The 16401-nt window shown below is 56.7% G+C and carries 12 protein-coding genes; 8 read left to right on the top strand and 4 right to left on the bottom strand.

Going from position 1 to position 16401, the window contains the following annotated elements; genetic code table 11:
* The first annotated feature begins 13 nt into the window (after positions 1-13).
* The 8 genes from AC07P6_RS29105 to lacA all read left to right on the top strand — a co-directional run bounded on the left by AC07P6_RS29105 (position 14) and on the right by lacA (position 11655).
* Complete coding sequence (locus AC07P6_RS29105) at positions 14-1429, top strand: PTS transporter subunit EIIC (RefSeq protein ID WP_478315258.1); 1416 nt, start codon at positions 14-16, stop codon at positions 1427-1429.
* A 22-nt stretch (positions 1430-1451) separates the two neighbouring features.
* On the top strand, positions 1452-3197 hold the full coding sequence (locus AC07P6_RS29100) for a sulfatase (RefSeq protein WP_478315257.1): 1746 nt from the start codon (positions 1452-1454) through the stop codon (positions 3195-3197).
* 43 nt (positions 3198-3240) lie between these two features.
* On the top strand, positions 3241-3963 hold the full coding sequence (locus tag AC07P6_RS29095) for a GntR family transcriptional regulator (protein WP_478315256.1): 723 nt from the start codon (positions 3241-3243) through the stop codon (positions 3961-3963).
* A gap of 40 nt (positions 3964-4003) precedes the next feature.
* Positions 4004-5299 carry an anaerobic sulfatase maturase gene (locus tag AC07P6_RS29090; RefSeq protein WP_478315255.1) on the top strand — a complete coding sequence of 432 codons (1296 nt, stop codon included), beginning with the start codon at positions 4004-4006 and terminating at the stop codon, positions 5297-5299.
* 123 nt (positions 5300-5422) lie between these two features.
* Positions 5423-6505, top strand: coding sequence for a LacI family DNA-binding transcriptional regulator (locus AC07P6_RS29085; RefSeq protein ID WP_434660790.1), 1083 nt, complete (start codon positions 5423-5425; stop codon positions 6503-6505).
* Positions 6506-6625: 120 nt separating this feature from the next.
* Entirely contained in the window at positions 6626-9709 is a 3084-nt protein-coding gene (locus tag AC07P6_RS29080) for a beta-galactosidase (RefSeq protein WP_478315254.1), read from the top strand.
* A 51-nt stretch (positions 9710-9760) separates the two neighbouring features.
* Complete coding sequence (locus tag AC07P6_RS29075) at positions 9761-11014, top strand: oligosaccharide MFS transporter (RefSeq protein WP_478315253.1); 1254 nt, start codon at positions 9761-9763, stop codon at positions 11012-11014.
* Between the two features lie 29 nt (positions 11015-11043).
* Positions 11044-11655 (top strand): galactoside O-acetyltransferase, encoded by a 612-nt coding sequence (lacA, locus tag AC07P6_RS29070; RefSeq protein WP_478317110.1) that lies wholly within the window; start codon positions 11044-11046, stop codon positions 11653-11655.
* 82 nt (positions 11656-11737) lie between these two features.
* On the opposite strand, the gene AC07P6_RS29065 is transcribed toward lacA, so the two are convergent.
* The 4 genes from AC07P6_RS29065 to oadA form a co-directional block, all read right to left on the bottom strand.
* Positions 11738-12583, bottom strand: a complete 846-nt coding sequence (locus AC07P6_RS29065) for a fumarylacetoacetate hydrolase family protein (RefSeq protein WP_181484123.1) — start codon at positions 12581-12583, stop codon at positions 11738-11740.
* Complete coding sequence (locus tag AC07P6_RS29060; RefSeq protein WP_434660785.1) at positions 12583-13206, bottom strand: hypothetical protein; 624 nt, start codon at positions 13204-13206, stop codon at positions 12583-12585. The genes AC07P6_RS29065 and AC07P6_RS29060 overlap by 1 nt, the downstream gene beginning before the upstream one ends.
* Before the next feature lie 184 nt (positions 13207-13390).
* Positions 13391-14602, bottom strand: a complete 1212-nt coding sequence (locus AC07P6_RS29055; RefSeq protein ID WP_478315252.1) for a sodium ion-translocating decarboxylase subunit beta — start codon at positions 14600-14602, stop codon at positions 13391-13393.
* A 15-nt stretch (positions 14603-14617) separates the two neighbouring features.
* A complete protein-coding gene (oadA, locus tag AC07P6_RS29050) occupies positions 14618-16387 on the bottom strand; it encodes a sodium-extruding oxaloacetate decarboxylase subunit alpha (protein WP_478315251.1) in 1770 nt (589 codons plus the stop codon).
* Between the last annotated feature and the right edge of the window lie 14 nt (positions 16388-16401).

Below are 16401 nucleotides of genomic sequence, written 5' to 3'. Positions count from 1 at the left end.
AAGGAACCTCTGTATGGACTACAACCAGGTGGGAAATGCGATTGTGAAGCACTGCGGTGGCCTGTCGAATTTGCTGCATGTCACCAACTGTATGACCCGCGTCCGAATGACCATCGGTGAGCAATCACAGGTGGATATCGCCGCGCTCAAAAGTATCGACGGCGTGCTCGGCATAGTGGAGGACGATACCTTGCAGGTGATCGTCGGGCCGGGGAAATCGACCAAAGTTGCGAATGTGATTAACGCGCTGCTGAAAGACCAGCCTGCGGGTGACGCGCCGCTCAGCAGCGTAGAGCAAAAAGCAAAGCTCGCGCGGGAGAAAGCGAAAAAGCAGACCCGCACTAAAGTTATCCTCAAACATATCGCCAATATCTTTGTACCAATTCTACCGTCGCTGATTGCGGCCGGTATCCTGATGGGCATTAACAACGTGCTGGTCAACTCCGCTGCTTCCTGGGCGCTGGCGCATCACGTCGCGGCGCTGGGGGATCTGTCGCCGACTCAGGTAGTACTCGACCAGCGGCACATGCTGGGCGTGAGCCAGTTTCTCGATATCGTCTCGAAGGCGCTGTTCGGTTTCCTCGCCATCTATACCGGGGTGACGGCGGCGAAGGAGTTTGACGGCAACGCGGTGATGGGAGGCCTGCTGGGGGCGATCACTATTGTGCCGCAGATTACCGCGCTGGGGCTGATCCCGGGGCAGGGCGGGCTGATTGGCGTCATTCTCTGCGCCTGGCTAATGTGCCTGCTGGAAAAACAGGTTCGGCGCTTTGTGCCGGATATTGTGGATGTGGTGGTGACGCCGACTATCGTGCTGGTGGTGATGGCTGCGGCGCTGCTGCTGGTGATTATGCCCGTGGCGGGCGTGGTTTCTAACGGCATTCTGCATGGGCTGAACGGCCTGCTTTCTACCGGCGGCATCGCAGCGGGCTTTGTGCTCTCGGCGCTGTTCCCGTTCTTGATTTCGCTCGGCCTGCACCACGGCTTGTTCCCTATTCACCTGGAGATGATCAACGCCACCGGACACGCGCCGCTGTTCGCCATCCAGATCATGTCCAATGCCGGAATGGTCGGGGCGGCGACGGCGGTACTGCTGCTGACCCGCGATCCGGTGATGAAGAAAATCGCCAGAGGCGCAATCCCAACCTCCATTCTGGCAGTAGGCGAACCCACCATTTTCGGCGTCAATATTCCGGCCGGATTCGCCTTTATTACCGGCTCCATCGGTGCCGGTTTTGGCGGAATGATGGTGGTGCTGCTGGGCGTCTCGACCAACGGCGTTGGCGCAGCCGGGCTATCCGCGCTGCCGCTCATCGCTGACGGTAAATATTTGCAGTACATCATTTCCTGGCTGGTCGGCTGCGCCGCGGCTTTTGTACTGACTTACATCGTTGGCAAAATGCGCGGTTACGATAAAGAAACGGCGTGAAGGAAGGATTAAGGAGTAAAGCATGAAAGCGATTATGTTGATGTTTGATTCGCTGAATAAGCGCCTGCTGTCGGCCTACGGCAGCGATCGGGCGATTACGCCGAATTTTCAGCGTCTGAAGGAACGCACGGTCCGTTTCGATAACGGCTACGTCGGCAGCATGCCCTGTATGCCCGCCCGCCGGGAACTGCATACCGGACGCTATAATTTTTTACACCGCGGCTGGTCGCCGATCGAGCCGTTCGATGATTCGGTTCCGGAGCTGCTGAAGAAAAACGGCATTCACACTCATCTGGTGACGGACCACAAGCACTACTGGCGCGACGGCGGGGCGACCTATCATTCGCGCTACAGCACCTACGAATTTGTGCGTGGTCAGGAGGGCGACGCCTGGAAAGGCGTCGTTGATAAGCCAGAATATCGCTACGAATCCGGCGAGCCGGAGGAGATCAAACAGCGGAAGATCGCCAGCCGGGTACAGCATCAGATCAACGTGCAGTTTATGCACAACGAAGAAGATCATCATCTGGCGCGGACGATCGGCAAAGGGCTGGAGTTTATTGATACCAACCACGCCAGCGATAACTGGTTTTTACAACTGGAGTGTTTCGATCCGCATGAGCCGTTTTTCGTGCCGGAAAAGTACCTGAAGATGTACGGCATTGACGATCCTTCGCAGTTCGACGGCTGGCCGCCGTACTACTTTGTTACCGAAAGCGCAGAACGTAAGAGCATGATCCAGAAGTATTATATGGCGCTGTTAACCATGGTCGATGCGTATGTTGGCAAGGTGCTGGATCATATGGATCGCTACGACCTGTGGCGTGATACGATGCTGATCGTCAATACCGACCACGGTTTTCTGCTCGGTGAGCACGAGTGGTGGGGAAAAAATATCATGCCGCTGTATAACGAAGTGGCGAATATTCCTTTATTTATCTGGCACCCGCAGTACGGCGGTGCGGGCGAATCCCGCCAGGCGCTGGCGCAAACAATTGATATCCCGGCGACGCTGCTGGACTGCTTCGGTCTGGATAAACCGGCGGATATGCAGGGCATGTCGCTGCTTCCCGCGCTGTGCGACGATACGCCAGTGCGTGACTATGCCCTGTTTGGCTATCACGGCTGCCATATCAATATTACCGATGGTCGCTATATTTATATGCGCTCGCCCATTGAACAAGGCATCGATGGCCTGTACGAATACACGCTGATGCCGACGCGCATTAATCGCCGTTTTACGCCGCAGGAGCTGCGGGAGACGACGCTGCATCCGCCATTTAGCTTTACCAAAGGCTGCCCGGTGATGAAAATCCCCGCCGAGTCGGTGATGACCCGCGGCGCCGATCGCTTTGGTCATCGTTTGTATGACTTAGAGTCCGACCCGACGCAGCAAACCCAGTGCCGTGATGAACAGGTCGCGCGGCGGCTAGTGGAGCAGATGATTCGCATGATGCAGGAAAACGATGCGCCCGCTGAGCTGTACGCGCGCTATGGTCTGGATGATGCGCAAAGTCCGCTGCTGGGGCTGGATCCGCATCTGCTGCCGGAGCTGGCCGCCTTTGCGCCGCAGGTGCGCTACGGCCTGTTTGCGCTGCTGCAGCATTTGGAAGGTAGCGGTCAGCATGCGCTCGCAGAGAAGCTTCAGTCATCCTGCCAGCCAACATGGGATAGGGAAAATTTGTGGGCTTTCGTGCAGAACGATGTTCCAGAGGAGCAGCATCAGAGCGTGTACTATAAGATGGCGCTAGAAATGCGACTTGATTAAGGGGTAGCCCCGGCTGCGGCCGGGGAACAGGAGTGCCAAGTTAATGAAAGAAGAACTGGACTATTCTCGCGGTGCGAAGCCTTTATACGCTCAGCTTTACGACATTCTGCTCGAGAAGCTGAGAAGTGGGGCCTACAAGAAGAATGATGTCCTGCCTACCGAAGCCGAGTTTGAAGAGCTTTTTGGCGTCAGCCGCATTACGGCGCGGCGCGCGCTGGCTGAACTGGCTGCCAAAGGGCTGGTAAAACGCCAGGCCGGTATCGGCACGATGGTCATCAGCACCTCCGAGAAACAGGGAGTAAAGACCCGCATCCGGCTGGTCGACGGCCAGCAGCAGCACTCTATTTCGCGACATAATCTGACACTGGAACATCTTTTGCCGCCGCCGGACGTGGCGCAGGTATTCGCTCTCCCGGCGGAGCAGAAAATTCAGCGTCTCACCCGCACGATTTATCGGCAAAATGAACTCCCCGCGCAGGTAAACTACATCTGGCTAACGCCGCGTCTGGGCGAATTGACGTTAGAAGCGTTTAAAGAAGGGTTGTACAGCGCGCTGGAGCTGCGCGGCGAGAACATCGAAGGCTATAAAGATACGATTACCGCCGAGCTGCCCACCGCGCAGGACTGCGATATTTTGCAGGTTGCCGCAGGGGAGCCGCTGTTGGTGAAGACCCGTCTGGGCTTTAACGATCGTGGCGAGCTGGTGGAATACACCATCGCCCGCCATATAGCCAGCTGCTATCAGTACGTTGTCGAGAATAACTAATGGCAGAGTATACCGGGCCATCGAATCAGGGAAAATCAGCATGATCAATGGCTGCCACGTGATGGCAAAACCAAGCGGCTCGGTGTGTAACATCGATTGCACCTACTGCTTTTATCTGGAAAAAGAAGCGCTTTATCCAGAACGCAATAAAAACTGGCGCATGTCCGACGAGACACTGGAAAACTATATTCGCCAGCATATCGAGGCCCAGTCTGGCGATGCGGTGACCTTTGCCTGGCAAGGCGGGGAGCCGACGATGATGGGGCTGCCGTTCTTTCGCCGCGTCGTTGAGCTTTGTGGTAAGTACGCCAACGGCAAAAAGATCGATCATGCCCTGCAAACCAACGGCGTGCTGGTGGACGATGAGTGGGCGCAATTTTTTGCCGAGCAGCGTTTTCTGGTGGGCTTGTCGATAGACGGCCCTGCGCATCTGCATAACCAGTACCGCGTCAACCGCGCCGGAAAGGGAACTCACGATAAGGTCGTTGAGGCAATGGCGCTGCTGAAGGCGCATAACGTCGAGTTCAACACCCTGACGGTGGTCGGCAAGCATAACGTCGATCACGCCCGAGAGGTCTATGACTTCCTGCTGGCGGCGGGCTCACGCTATATGCAGTTTATTCCGCTGGTCGAGCGCATGAGCAGCGACGCCTCGTCGCCGCTGCAGCTGGTGCTGCCGGGAGAGAGCGCGGCAAGGCTCGCGCCCTGGACGGTGCCCTCCTGGCAGTTCGGTGAATTCCTGAACCAAATTTTCGATATCTGGGTACGACGCGACGTCGATAGCGTCTACGTGCAGATGTTTGACGTTGCATTAGCGGCGTGGACCGGTCAGCCGCCGGTACTGTGCGTGCATTCCCAAACCTGCGGACATGCTTTCGCGCTGGAATCGAACGGCGATTTGTATAACTGCGATCACTTTGTTTATCCAGAACATAAGCTGGGTAATATTCACCAGCAGAGCATTCGTGAGTTAAACAATAGCGAACAGGCCATCGCCTTTGGTCAGGCCAAAAAAGAGACGCTGACGGCGGATTGCCGCAGCTGCGAGTTCCGCTTTGCCTGCCATGGCGGCTGTCCGAAGCACCGTTTTGCCGTTTCGCCGAGCGGGCGTCCTGGCCACAACTATCTGTGCGCGGGCTATAAGCACTTTTTCAAGCACGTGACGCCTTATATGAACGTCTGGCGGCAGCTTCTGGACAGTGGCTATCCGCTTCCGGCGATTATGCAGTGGCTGGCGAAAGAGGCGCAGCAGCAGCCGAAATCGGCTACCCGCAACGACCCTTGTCCGTGCGGCAGCGGGCGTAAATATAAAAAATGCTGCGGAGCGCAGCATTGAGGTTGCCAGAAGGTCTATAGAAACCCCTATGTATCATGCAATTCACTCGCCAGCGACATAGTGAAAGCCTGGTGGAGTATGGCATCATAGCGTGCAGACAACAGTAAAATCAGGGTGATGAATGTGAAACAGGTAACGCTATACGATGTCGCAGATCACGCGGGGGTCTCCTACCAGACCGTTTCCCGTGTGGTGAATCAGGCTGACCATGTTTCCGCTAAAACCCGTGAAAAAGTTGAAGCCGCGATGGCGGAGCTGAATTACATTCCCAATCGCGTTGCGCAGCAGCTGGCGGGAAAACAGACGCCGCTTATTGGCGTAGCGACTGCCAACCTTGCGCTGCACGCGCCGTCACAGATTGTCGCGGCCATCAAATCTCGCGCCGACAGATCAGGCGCCAGCGTCGTGATTGCCATGGTGGAGCGCAACGGTGTTGAAGCCTGCAAAGCGGCGGTACATAACCTGCTGACGCAACGGGTAACCGGTTTGATCGTTAACTATCCGCTCGATGAAAATGACGCTATTGCGGTGGCGGCAAGCTGCGGCAACGTGCCGGTACTCTTTCTCGACGTTTCCGACCAGTCCCCCATTAACAGCATTATTTTTTCTCACGATGACGGCGCGCGTCTGGGTGTTGAACATCTGGTAGAGCATGGGCATCAGCGCATTGCGCTACTGGCCGGGCCGCATTCTTCGGTTTCCGCGCGGCTGAGACTCGCAGGCTGGCATAAATATCTGGCGCACTATCAGCTACAGCCGGTTGCTGAAACAGAAGGCGACTGGAGCGCGATGTCCGGTTTTCAGCAAACTCAGCAAATGCTTAATGACGGGACGATCCCCTCCGCCATACTGGTGGCTAACGATCAGATGGCGCTGGGCGCGATGCGGGCGATTAGCGAATTTGGTCTACGCGTGGCGAGCGACATTTCCGTTATTGGTTATGACGATACTGAGGATAGCGCCTGCTATATCCCACCGCTGACGACCATCAGGCAGGATTTTTCGCTGCTCGGCAAAACGAGTGTAGACAAACTGCTGCAACTCTCTGGCGGAGAACCCGCGACTAACAACCAGCTACTGCCCGTGTCATTGATTCAACGTAAAACCGTTCGGCCTCCCAACAACCACACGACCTCCCCTGAGGTCCTCGCCGATTCACTGATTCAGCTTGCTCGTCAGATTTCCCAGCTATCGCCCAAAATATGAACGGGTAAAATTGTGTGAGTGAGTTCACTCATTGCTCATCTCATCCTTTACAGAAATAACGTTATACGCCTATTTTGATTTAAATTGTGAGCGGATAACAATTTCTATAAGGATACAGATATGTCCCTGAATACAGATTCACTCGTCGCGGTGCTGGCTCGACGCGACTGGGAAAACCCAGGCGTAACGCAACTCAACCGCCTGGAGGCGCACCCTCCTTTTTACGGTTGGCAAAATGCTGATGACGCTCGCGCTAATCGGAAATCTGCGCAGAAATTCAGTCTGAACGGACAGTGGCAATTTGCCTGGTTTGCCTCGCCTGAAGCGGTGCCGGAAAGTTGGCTGACAAGCGATCTGCCGCAGGCGGATACCATCAACGTACCGTCCAACTGGCAGATGGACGGTTATGATGCACCGATTTATACCAACGTCACCTATCCCATTCCGGTTAACCCGCCATTTGTACCGACTGACAATCCTACTGGCTGTTACTCGCTCACATTTTGTATTGACGAGGCCTGGCTTCAGGAAGGACAAACGCGAATTATCTTTGATGGTGTGAATTCCGCGTTCCATCTGTGGTGCAACGGGCGCTGGGTGGGCTATGGGCAGGACAGCCGCCTGCCGTCTGAATTTGATCTTAGCGATTATTTGCACAGTGGCGAAAACCGTCTGGCGGTCATGGTGCTGCGCTGGAGCGATGGTAGCTATCTGGAAGACCAGGACATGTGGCGGATGAGCGGGATTTTCCGCGATGTTGCTTTGCTGCATAAACCCACCACGCAAATCAGCGACCTGCGGATCAACACCCGTTTCAACGATGACTTTAGCCGCGCGGTTCTGGAAGCGGAAGTCCGGGTGAAGGGCGAGCTGCGCGATAATTTACGCGTGACGGTACAGCTGTGGGATGGCGAAACGTTAGTCGGCGAAAAAAACGCCCCATTAGGCAGTGACATCATTGATGAGCGCGGCGCTTACCATGACCGAATCACCCTGCGTCTGAACGTCGAAAACCCAGCATTATGGAGCGCCGAGACGCCGAATCTGTATCGTGCCGTGGTGCAACTGCATACCGCCGACGGTACGCTGCTGGAAGCTGAAGCCTGTGACGTTGGCTTCCGTCAGGTCAGCATTGAAAACGGCCTGCTGCTGTTGAACGGCAAGCCATTGCTGATTCGCGGCACCAACCGTCATGAACATCACCCGGAGAACGGTCAGGTGATGGACGAGGCGACGATGGTGCAGGACATTCTCCTGATGAAGCAGAACAACTTTAACGCCGTGCGCTGCTCTCATTACCCGAACCACCCGATGTGGTACACATTGTGCGATCGCTATGGCCTGTATGTGGTGGATGAAGCCAACATCGAAACTCACGGAATGGTGCCGATGAATCGCCTGACCGACGATCCCGACTGGCTGCCCGCCATGAGCCAGCGCGTGACGCGGATGGTGCAGCGCGATCGCAACCATCCGAGCATTATTATCTGGTCATTGGGTAACGAATCGGGTCACGGTATAAATCATGACGCGCTGTATCGTTGGTTGAAATCAGAAGATCCGTCCCGCCCGGTGCAGTATGAAGGCGGCGGAGCCAACACTGCCGCCACCGATATTATTTGCCCGATGTACGCCCGCGTCGATCAGGATCAGCCTTTTCCTGCCGTGCCGAAATGGTCAATCAAAAAGTGGCTGTCGCTACCCGGAGAGCAGCGCCCGCTGATCCTCTGCGAATATGCTCACGCGATGGGTAACAGTTTCGGCGGCTTCGCCAAATACTGGCAGGCATTCCGCCAGTATCCGCGTCTGCAGGGGGGCTTCGTTTGGGACTGGGTGGATCAGTCGCTTATCAAACACGATGCTGATGGCAAGCCGTGGTCTGCGTATGGCGGTGATTTTGGCGACACGCCTAACGATCGCCAGTTCTGCATGAATGGCCTGGTATTTGCCGATCGCACGCCGCATCCGGCATTGTATGAAGCCAAACATGAACAGCAATTTTTCCAGTTTGCGCTGCTGCCGGGGGCCGAACGTAAGATTGAAGTCACCAGCGAATACCTGTTCCGCCACAGTGATAACGAGGTTCTGCACTGGTCGCTGGCGCTGGATGGTAATCCACTGGCTTCAGGCGTGGTGACGCTGGATATCCCGCCGCAGGGGCGTCAGGTCATCGCGCTACCTGACTTCCCGAAACCGGAAACCGCAGGCCAGCTGTGGCTGACCGTTCGCGTTGAACAGCCTCAAGCAACCGCATGGTCGCAGGCCGGACATATTTGCGCCTGGCAACAATGGAAGCTCGACGAGAAACTCTGTACGCAGCTGCCGCAGCCCGCCAACCACGCGCCAAAGCTCGATGCCAGCGAGAGCACATTCAGCATCACAGTGAACGAGAAGCGTTGGGAGTTTAGCCGCCAGCAGGGCGTATTGACGCAGTACTGGATTGGCGAAGAAGCACAACTGTTGACGCCGCTTATTGACCAGTTTACGCGCGCGCCGTTGGATAACGACATCGGCGTGAGCGAGTCAACCCGCATTGATCCTAACGCCTGGGTGGAGCGCTGGAAGGTCGCCGGTCACTACCAGGCTGAAGCCACATTGCTGCAATGCGATGCCGACGCACTGGCCAATGCAGTACAGATAACCACCGCACATGCCTGGCAGTATCAGGGGGAAACGCTGTTCGTCAGCCGTAAAACGTACCGTATCGACGGCAACAGCGAGATGCGAATAGAGGTCGACGTTGACGTTGCCAGCGGCACGCCTCACCCGGCACGTATCGGTCTGAGCTGTCAGCTCTCGCAGGTGGCTGAGCGGGTTAGCTGGCTGGGATTAGGGCCACATGAAAACTATCCGGACAGGCTTTCCGCTGCCTGCTTTGACCGCTGGGATCTGTCGCTGGAGGAGATGTATACCCCGTATGTTTTCCCGACTGAAAATGGTCTGCGCTGTGGAACCCGTGAACTCAAATACGGCCCGCACTGCTGGCGTGGTGATTTCCTGTTCAACATCAGCCGCTATGGTCAGAAACAGTTGATGGAGACCAGCCACCGCCATCTGCTACAGCCGGAAGCTGGAACCTGGCTCAATATTGATGGTTTCCATATGGGCGTCGGCGGCGATGACTCGTGGAGTCCTTCGGTTTCGCCGGAATTCCTACTTAGCGCCGGACGCTACCACTACCAGCTGGTCTGGGGTCAAAAGTAAAAACACTCGGGCAGGTTCACGCCTGCCCGCATTCAGGGTAAGGAAGTCCATATGTACTATTTAAAAAATACTAACTTTTGGATGTTCGGCTTTTTCTTCTTCTTCTACTTTTTTATCATGGGTGCTTATTTCCCCTTCTTTCCTATCTGGTTACACGATGTAAACCATATAAGCAAAGGAGATACGGGGATCATTTTCGCCTGTATTTCACTATTTTCGCTTCTGTTCCAGCCAGCCTTCGGTTTGCTATCCGATAAGCTTGGCCTGCGAAAACATCTGCTGTGGATCATCACCGGGATGCTGGTGATGTTCGCCCCGTTCTTTATTTACGTTTTTGGTCCCTTATTACAGGTAAATATTTTACTGGGGTCGATTGTTGGCGGGATCTACCTTGGCTTTATTTACAATGCCGGCGCACCGGCGATTGAAGCCTATATTGAAAAAGCCAGCCGCCGGAGCAACTTTGAATTTGGCCGCGCCCGCATGTTTGGTTGCGTAGGCTGGGCGCTATGCGCCTCGATTGCCGGAATTATGTTCACCATCAATAACCAGTTTGTCTTCTGGCTGGGTTCCGGTTGCGCCGTTATTCTGGCCTTGCTGCTGTTCTTTTCAAAAACAGATGCGCCTTCTTCTGCGAAGGTCGCCGATGCGGTGGGGGCCAACAACTCAGCTTTCAGCCTGAAGCTAGCGCTGGAGTTATTTAAACAGCCTAAACTCTGGTTCCTCTCGTTGTACGTGGTCGGCGTCTCCTGTACTTACGATGTATTTGACCAGCAGTTTGCTAACTTCTTCACCTCTTTTTTTGCTACCGGTGAACAAGGTACCCGCGTATTCGGCTACGTCACCACCATGGGTGAGTTACTGAATGCCAGCATCATGTTCTTTGCGCCGCTGATTGTGAATCGCATTGGCGGGAAGAACGCTTTGCTGCTGGCAGGCGCGATCATGTCGGTAAGGATTATCGGCTCGTCTTTCGCCTCCTCCGCACTGGAGGTCGTGATCCTCAAAACGCTGCATATGTTTGAAATACCGTTCCTGATCGTCGGCTGCTTCAAATACATCACCAGCCAGTTTGAAGTCCGTTTCTCCGCCACGATTTATCTGGTCTGTTTCTGCTTCTTCAAGCAGTTAGCGATGATTTTCATGTCCGTTCTGGCCGGGAACATGTACGAGAGTATTGGCTTCCAGGGGGCTTATCTGGTGTTAGGGATGATTGCGCTGAGCTTTACGCTGATTTCTGTATTTACCCTTAGCGGGCCGGGACCTTTTTCCCGCTCTTTCGCACAATCGGGTAAACAGGCATGAATACAAAAAATAAAGAGGGAATATCATCGATGAACATTTCTATGAGAGACAGAATAAAAGCAGGAGAACTGTTTACCGATATGTGCGAGGGCCTGCCAGAAGAGAGATTACGTGGCAAAGAACTCATGTACGAATTTAATCACACGCGCCCATCAGAGGTTGAAAAAAGAGATAAACTGATTCGTGAGATGTTTGGAAAAGTGGGAAAGCATGTGTGGGTAGAACCGCCGGTTTATTTCTCTTACGGAACTAATATCCATATTGGCGATAATTTTTACGCGAACTTTAATTTTACCATTGTGGACGATTACACGGTCACCATTGGCGATAACGTTTTAATTGCGCCAAATGTGACGATCTCTGTCACAGGGTATCCCGTTCATCACGAGTTGAGAAAAGCCGGAGAGATGTTCTCCTTTCCGGTCACCATCGGCAATAACGTATGGATTGGCAGCAATGTAGTTATCAATCCAGGTATAACGATTGGAGACAATTCGGTTATTGGCGCGGGTAGCGTTGTCACCAAAGATATCCCGCCGGATGTCGTTGCCGTCGGTGTTCCTTGTAAGGTGATCAGAAGTATTAATGAAAGAGATAAAATATTTTATTATAAAAACTACGCCGTCGGCTCAGAGGAATAATGACGCTATTACGCCGTCAGTTTCCCCGGTCTTACGACGCTGACCGGGGCTCTGTGGTGGTGTTTGTTGCCGGAGGCCAGCGTTACGCTTCCGGCACCTCATCAACGATGCGGTTACGCAGGCAGCCGATATTTTCAATTTCCACTTCAATCGTATCGCCATCCTGCAAGAACAGCGGCGGGGTGCGTTTTTTCCCCACGCCGCCTGGTGAGCCGGTCAGGATAACGTCCCCCGGCGTTAGAACGCAGAAGGTGCTGATATAGGCAATCAGCTCCGGAACGCTGTGGATCATGCTGGCGGTATTGTCGTTCTGTACTTCCATACCGTTGAGCCGGGTTTTGATCGCCAGCGCGTTAGGGTCGGCGATTTCATCCCGCGTCACCAGCCAGGGGCCGAAACCACCGGTCGATGGCCAGTTTTTTCCGGCAGTAAACCAGGCGTGCTGCCAGTCGCGGGCCGAGCCGTCCATATAGCAGCTGTACCCGGCAACGTGCTCCAGCGCCCGCTCCGCGGGAATATTGCGCCCGCGTTTACCGATCACCAGCGCCAGTTCACCTTCATAATCAAACTCGTGGCTGGCAGCCGGTTTAATGATGTCGCCCAGGTGCCCGCACTGGGAATCCGGAAAGCGGATAAACAGCGTCGGGTCGGGATCCTGCTCGTCAAATTCCAGTCGTTTGGCCTGGTAGTTCATCCCGACGCAGAGGATCTTTTGCGGGTCGGGGATCAGCGGCAAAAATTCGATCTCATCGAGGGCGTAATCGATCGCCATATGCGACAGCATTTCTGCTGGAATGTTGTCCATGGCCGCCAGAAAAGACTTCAGCGACGGATATTGCAGAAAATGCCGGGTTAAATCGACAACGCCGCCCTCCCGCAGCAGACCATAGCGGGGGATATTGCTTACGCAAAAACTGATTAACTTCATTAATAACTCTCAGTATTTTCATCACAAAACAGAGGTCCCGCCGGGAAGTGGACTAAAAAACCGGTGGTGGTCAGTAGTTCACTCAGCCCGCGGAACACGATGCATCGGAGGGCGGCTTCATCGTCGAGGGATGTTAACACGGCCTCTCCTTTTTCACCCAACACGCCGCCCTGCCAGAGTATTCGCTGCGCCTGATCCTGTAGCCATGGGGAATCGCTTCGCCAGGCGAGGATGTGCAGCAACGTCTGGCGAATGGCGATATCGTCGCCGTGTCCGTCGCGGTGCAGGCGTGACCAGACCGGCAGCGCTACGCTGCGTACGGTCTCAACCAGATCGGGTAGGTCAGCCGTCAGGCCGGGAGCCTGGCGAAAGCGCCGCAATACGTCGTCGCAGAGCGGGTTCTGCGCCAGAGGCTGCTGGCGGGCAAGACGTAGCCCGGCGGCGGCGTAGACCGGCTCCGTCAGCACCGTTGCGGCCCGGCGGGTGTCGTCCACCGGTAGCTGGAGTATTTTTAGACCGGAGGCCAGTTTGCTGGCCAGTTCCAGTGACTGATGAAGATAGCCGGCCAGCGTGGTTCTGCTTATCCGGGCGGCGGTATATTCAGGTATTGCTGTTTCAGACATCTCTTTCTCCTTGTAGGGTATTCCGGCTTGCAGACGGCTGTGAACCCGTAGCCCGGCTCAGCGCAGCGCGAGCCGGGAGAACATATTTCCCGGAGGCGATGCTGCGCATCTGTCCGGGCTACAGATCCATGCAATCCGGTAGCCCGGACAGGCGCAACGCGCCGCCTCCGGGAATAACGCGGTGTTACAGCGATACGATATATTTGAGCATCACCCCGGCGGCAATCGCCGAGCCAATCACTCCGGCCACGTTCGGGCCCATCGCGTGCATCAGCAGGAAGTTCTGCGCATCCGACTCCAGGCCCACTTTGTTCGACACCCTTGCCGCCATCGGCACCGCCGAGACCCCGGCAGAACCAATCAGCGGGTTGATTTTGTTTTTACTGAACAGGTTCAGCAGCTTCGCCATCAGCACTCCGGCCGCCGTCCCGATACCGAATGCAATCACCCCCAGCACCAGAATGCCCAGCGTCTGCGGCTGCAGGAACTTGTCCGCCACCAGCTTCGCGCCCACCGACAGCCCGAGGAAAATGGTCACGATATTAATCAGCCCGTTCTGCACTGTGTCGCTCAGACGCTCCACCACGCCGCTCTCGCGCATCAGGTTACCGAAGCAGAACATCCCCAGCAGCGGGGCCGCGTCCGGCAGCAGCAGCGCCACCAGCAGCAACAGTACCGCCGGGAAGAGGATTTTTTCCCGCTTACTCACTGTGCGCAGCTGCACCATGCGGATTTTCCGCTCCTTCTCTGTGGTCAGCAGCTTCATAATCGGCGGCTGGATTAACGGCACCAGCGCCATATACGAGTACGCCGCCACCGCGATGGCCCCCAGCAGCTCTGGTGCCAGCTTGCTGGCGAGGTAAATCGCCGTCGGGCCGTCCGCCCCGCCGATGATGCCTATCGCCGCCGCCTGCGGCAGGGTGCGCGGGTTAGCCAGCAGCGGGCCGAAGTCGGTCATCGCTCCCACGCCCATAAAAATCACCAGCGGAGCAACCCCTGAGCCTATCGCCACCTGATAGAAAATCGCCAGTACGCCCGGCGTGTAGCCCATATCGGTAGCCAGACTCTCCATCTGGTGTTGCACCGACGGCAGCGCCAGCGCTAATGCCTCCTTGATGGCATGCACGTCCGGCAGGCAGTTGAGCTTCGCGGCAATCACCGCCAGCTGCCCGGCGTCGTGGTGGGCCAGCAGGCTCTCCAGCGCGGTCAGCGCCAGCCCGGCCTCCGGGATATTCGACAGCAGGCCGCCAAAGCCAATCGGCAGCAGCAGTAGCGGCTCGAACTTCTTCGCAATCGCCAGCCACAGCAGCAGCAGGCTCACCAGCAGCATCAGCGCCTGGCCGATGCTAAGGTGCATCAGGCCCATGCCCTGAATCAGGGCGTTCAGACTTTCCATTTCCGTTCCTCTTCCTTACGCAAGCGTCATCAGGGTGTCGCCCACGGCGACCGCGTCCCCGGACTTCACCGCGATACCGCGCACGGTCCCGGCCTGCGCGGCGCGGATTTCGGTTTCCATCTTCATGGCTTCCAGAATCAGCAGCACGTCGCCTTCCGCCACCGCCTGGCCCTCGGTGGCAATCACCTTCCAGAGGGTGCCCGCCAGCGGGGCGGTCACCGGGGTGCCTGCGCCTGCCGGAGCCGCCGCCAGAGAGGAAGAGGCAGCCGGTACAGCCGCCGTCAGCTGGCTGATATCGCCGCCGTCGCTGACCTTCACCACAAAGGCTTTACCTTCCACTTCCACGGTGTAGACGCCGGAGGCAGCGGCTTTTACCGGGGCAGCGGCAGGCTGCGCGGCTTCCGCCTGTGGCACCGGCTCAAAGGCCGCCGGGTTGTGGCGGTTCTCAAGGAACTTCAGGCCGATTTGCGGGAACAGCGCCACGGTCAGCACGTCGTCGATGGCGTTTTCCGCAAGCGTAATGCCCTTCTCCTGCGCCTGACGTTTAACATCGGCCTCAAGCTGCGCCAGCTCCGGTTTGAGTAAATCCGCCGGGCGGCAGGTCACCGGGGCAGCCCCTTCCAGCACACGGGCCTGCAATGCCGCATTCACCGGCACCGGGGTGTGGCCGTATTCGCCCTTCAGAATGCCCGCCGTTTCTTTGGCGATGGTTTTGTAGCGCTCGCCGGTCAGGACGTTGAGCACCGCCTGGGTGCCGACAATCTGCGAGGTCGGGGTGACCAGCGGGATAAAGCCGAGGTCCTCGCGCACGCGGGGGATTTCCGCCAGTACCTCATCCAGCCTGTCGGCGGCGTTCTGCTGCTTCAGCTGGCCCTCGAGGTTGGTGAGCATCCCGCCCGGCACCTGGGCCACCAGAATGCGGCTGTCGTAGCCCTTCAGCTGGCCTTCAAAGGCGTGGTACTTCTTGCGCACCTCACGGAAGTACGCCGCGATGCTCTCCAGCTTGAGGATATCCAGCCCGGTGTCATACTGTGTTCCGGCGAGAGTGGCGACCAGCGCCTCGGTGGCAGGATGACCGTAGGTGGCGCTCATCGAGGAGATGGCGGTGTCGACGCCGTCAACGCCCGCTTCGATGGCCTTCAGCAGGGCCATCTCCGCCATCCCGGTGGTGGCGTGGCAGTGCAGATGCAGGCGCACGTCGTGGCGTTTTTTGATTTCGCTCACCAGCTCAAAGGCCGCCGATGGGGTGAGGATGCCGGACATGTCCTTGATGGCGATGGAATCGACGCCGGTTTCCAGCAGCTGTTCGGTCAGGTCCAGCCAGGTCTGCAGGGTGTGCGCCGGGCTGGTGGTGTAACTCAGGGTCCCCTGGGCGTGCGCGCCGTGGCTGCGCACGGCCTGTAAAGCCGCCTTCATATTGCGCGGGTCGTTCATGGCGTCGAAGACGCGGAACACGTCCATGCCGTTTTTGACGGCGCGCTCAACGAAGCGCTCCACCACGTCATCGGCGTAGTGGCGGTAGCCGAGCAGGTTCTGGCCGCGCAGCAGCATCTGCAGCGGGGTCTTCGGCATGGCTTTTTTCAGCTCGCGCAGGCGGACCCACGGGTCTTCGCCGAGAAAGCGGATGCAGGCGTCATAGGTGGCGCCGCCCCAGCATTCAAGGGAGCCGTAGCCGACGTCATCGAGCTGAGCGGCGATGGGCAGCATATCGTCAAGACGCAGGCGGGTGGCGAAAAGGGACTGGTGGGCGTCGCGCAGGACGACATCGGTAATGGCAACGGTCATGGAATGCTCCGTGA

This window comes from Klebsiella sp. GFKo11 (assembly GCF_056490265.1).
This window is presented reverse-complemented; position numbering and strand designations above follow the sequence as displayed.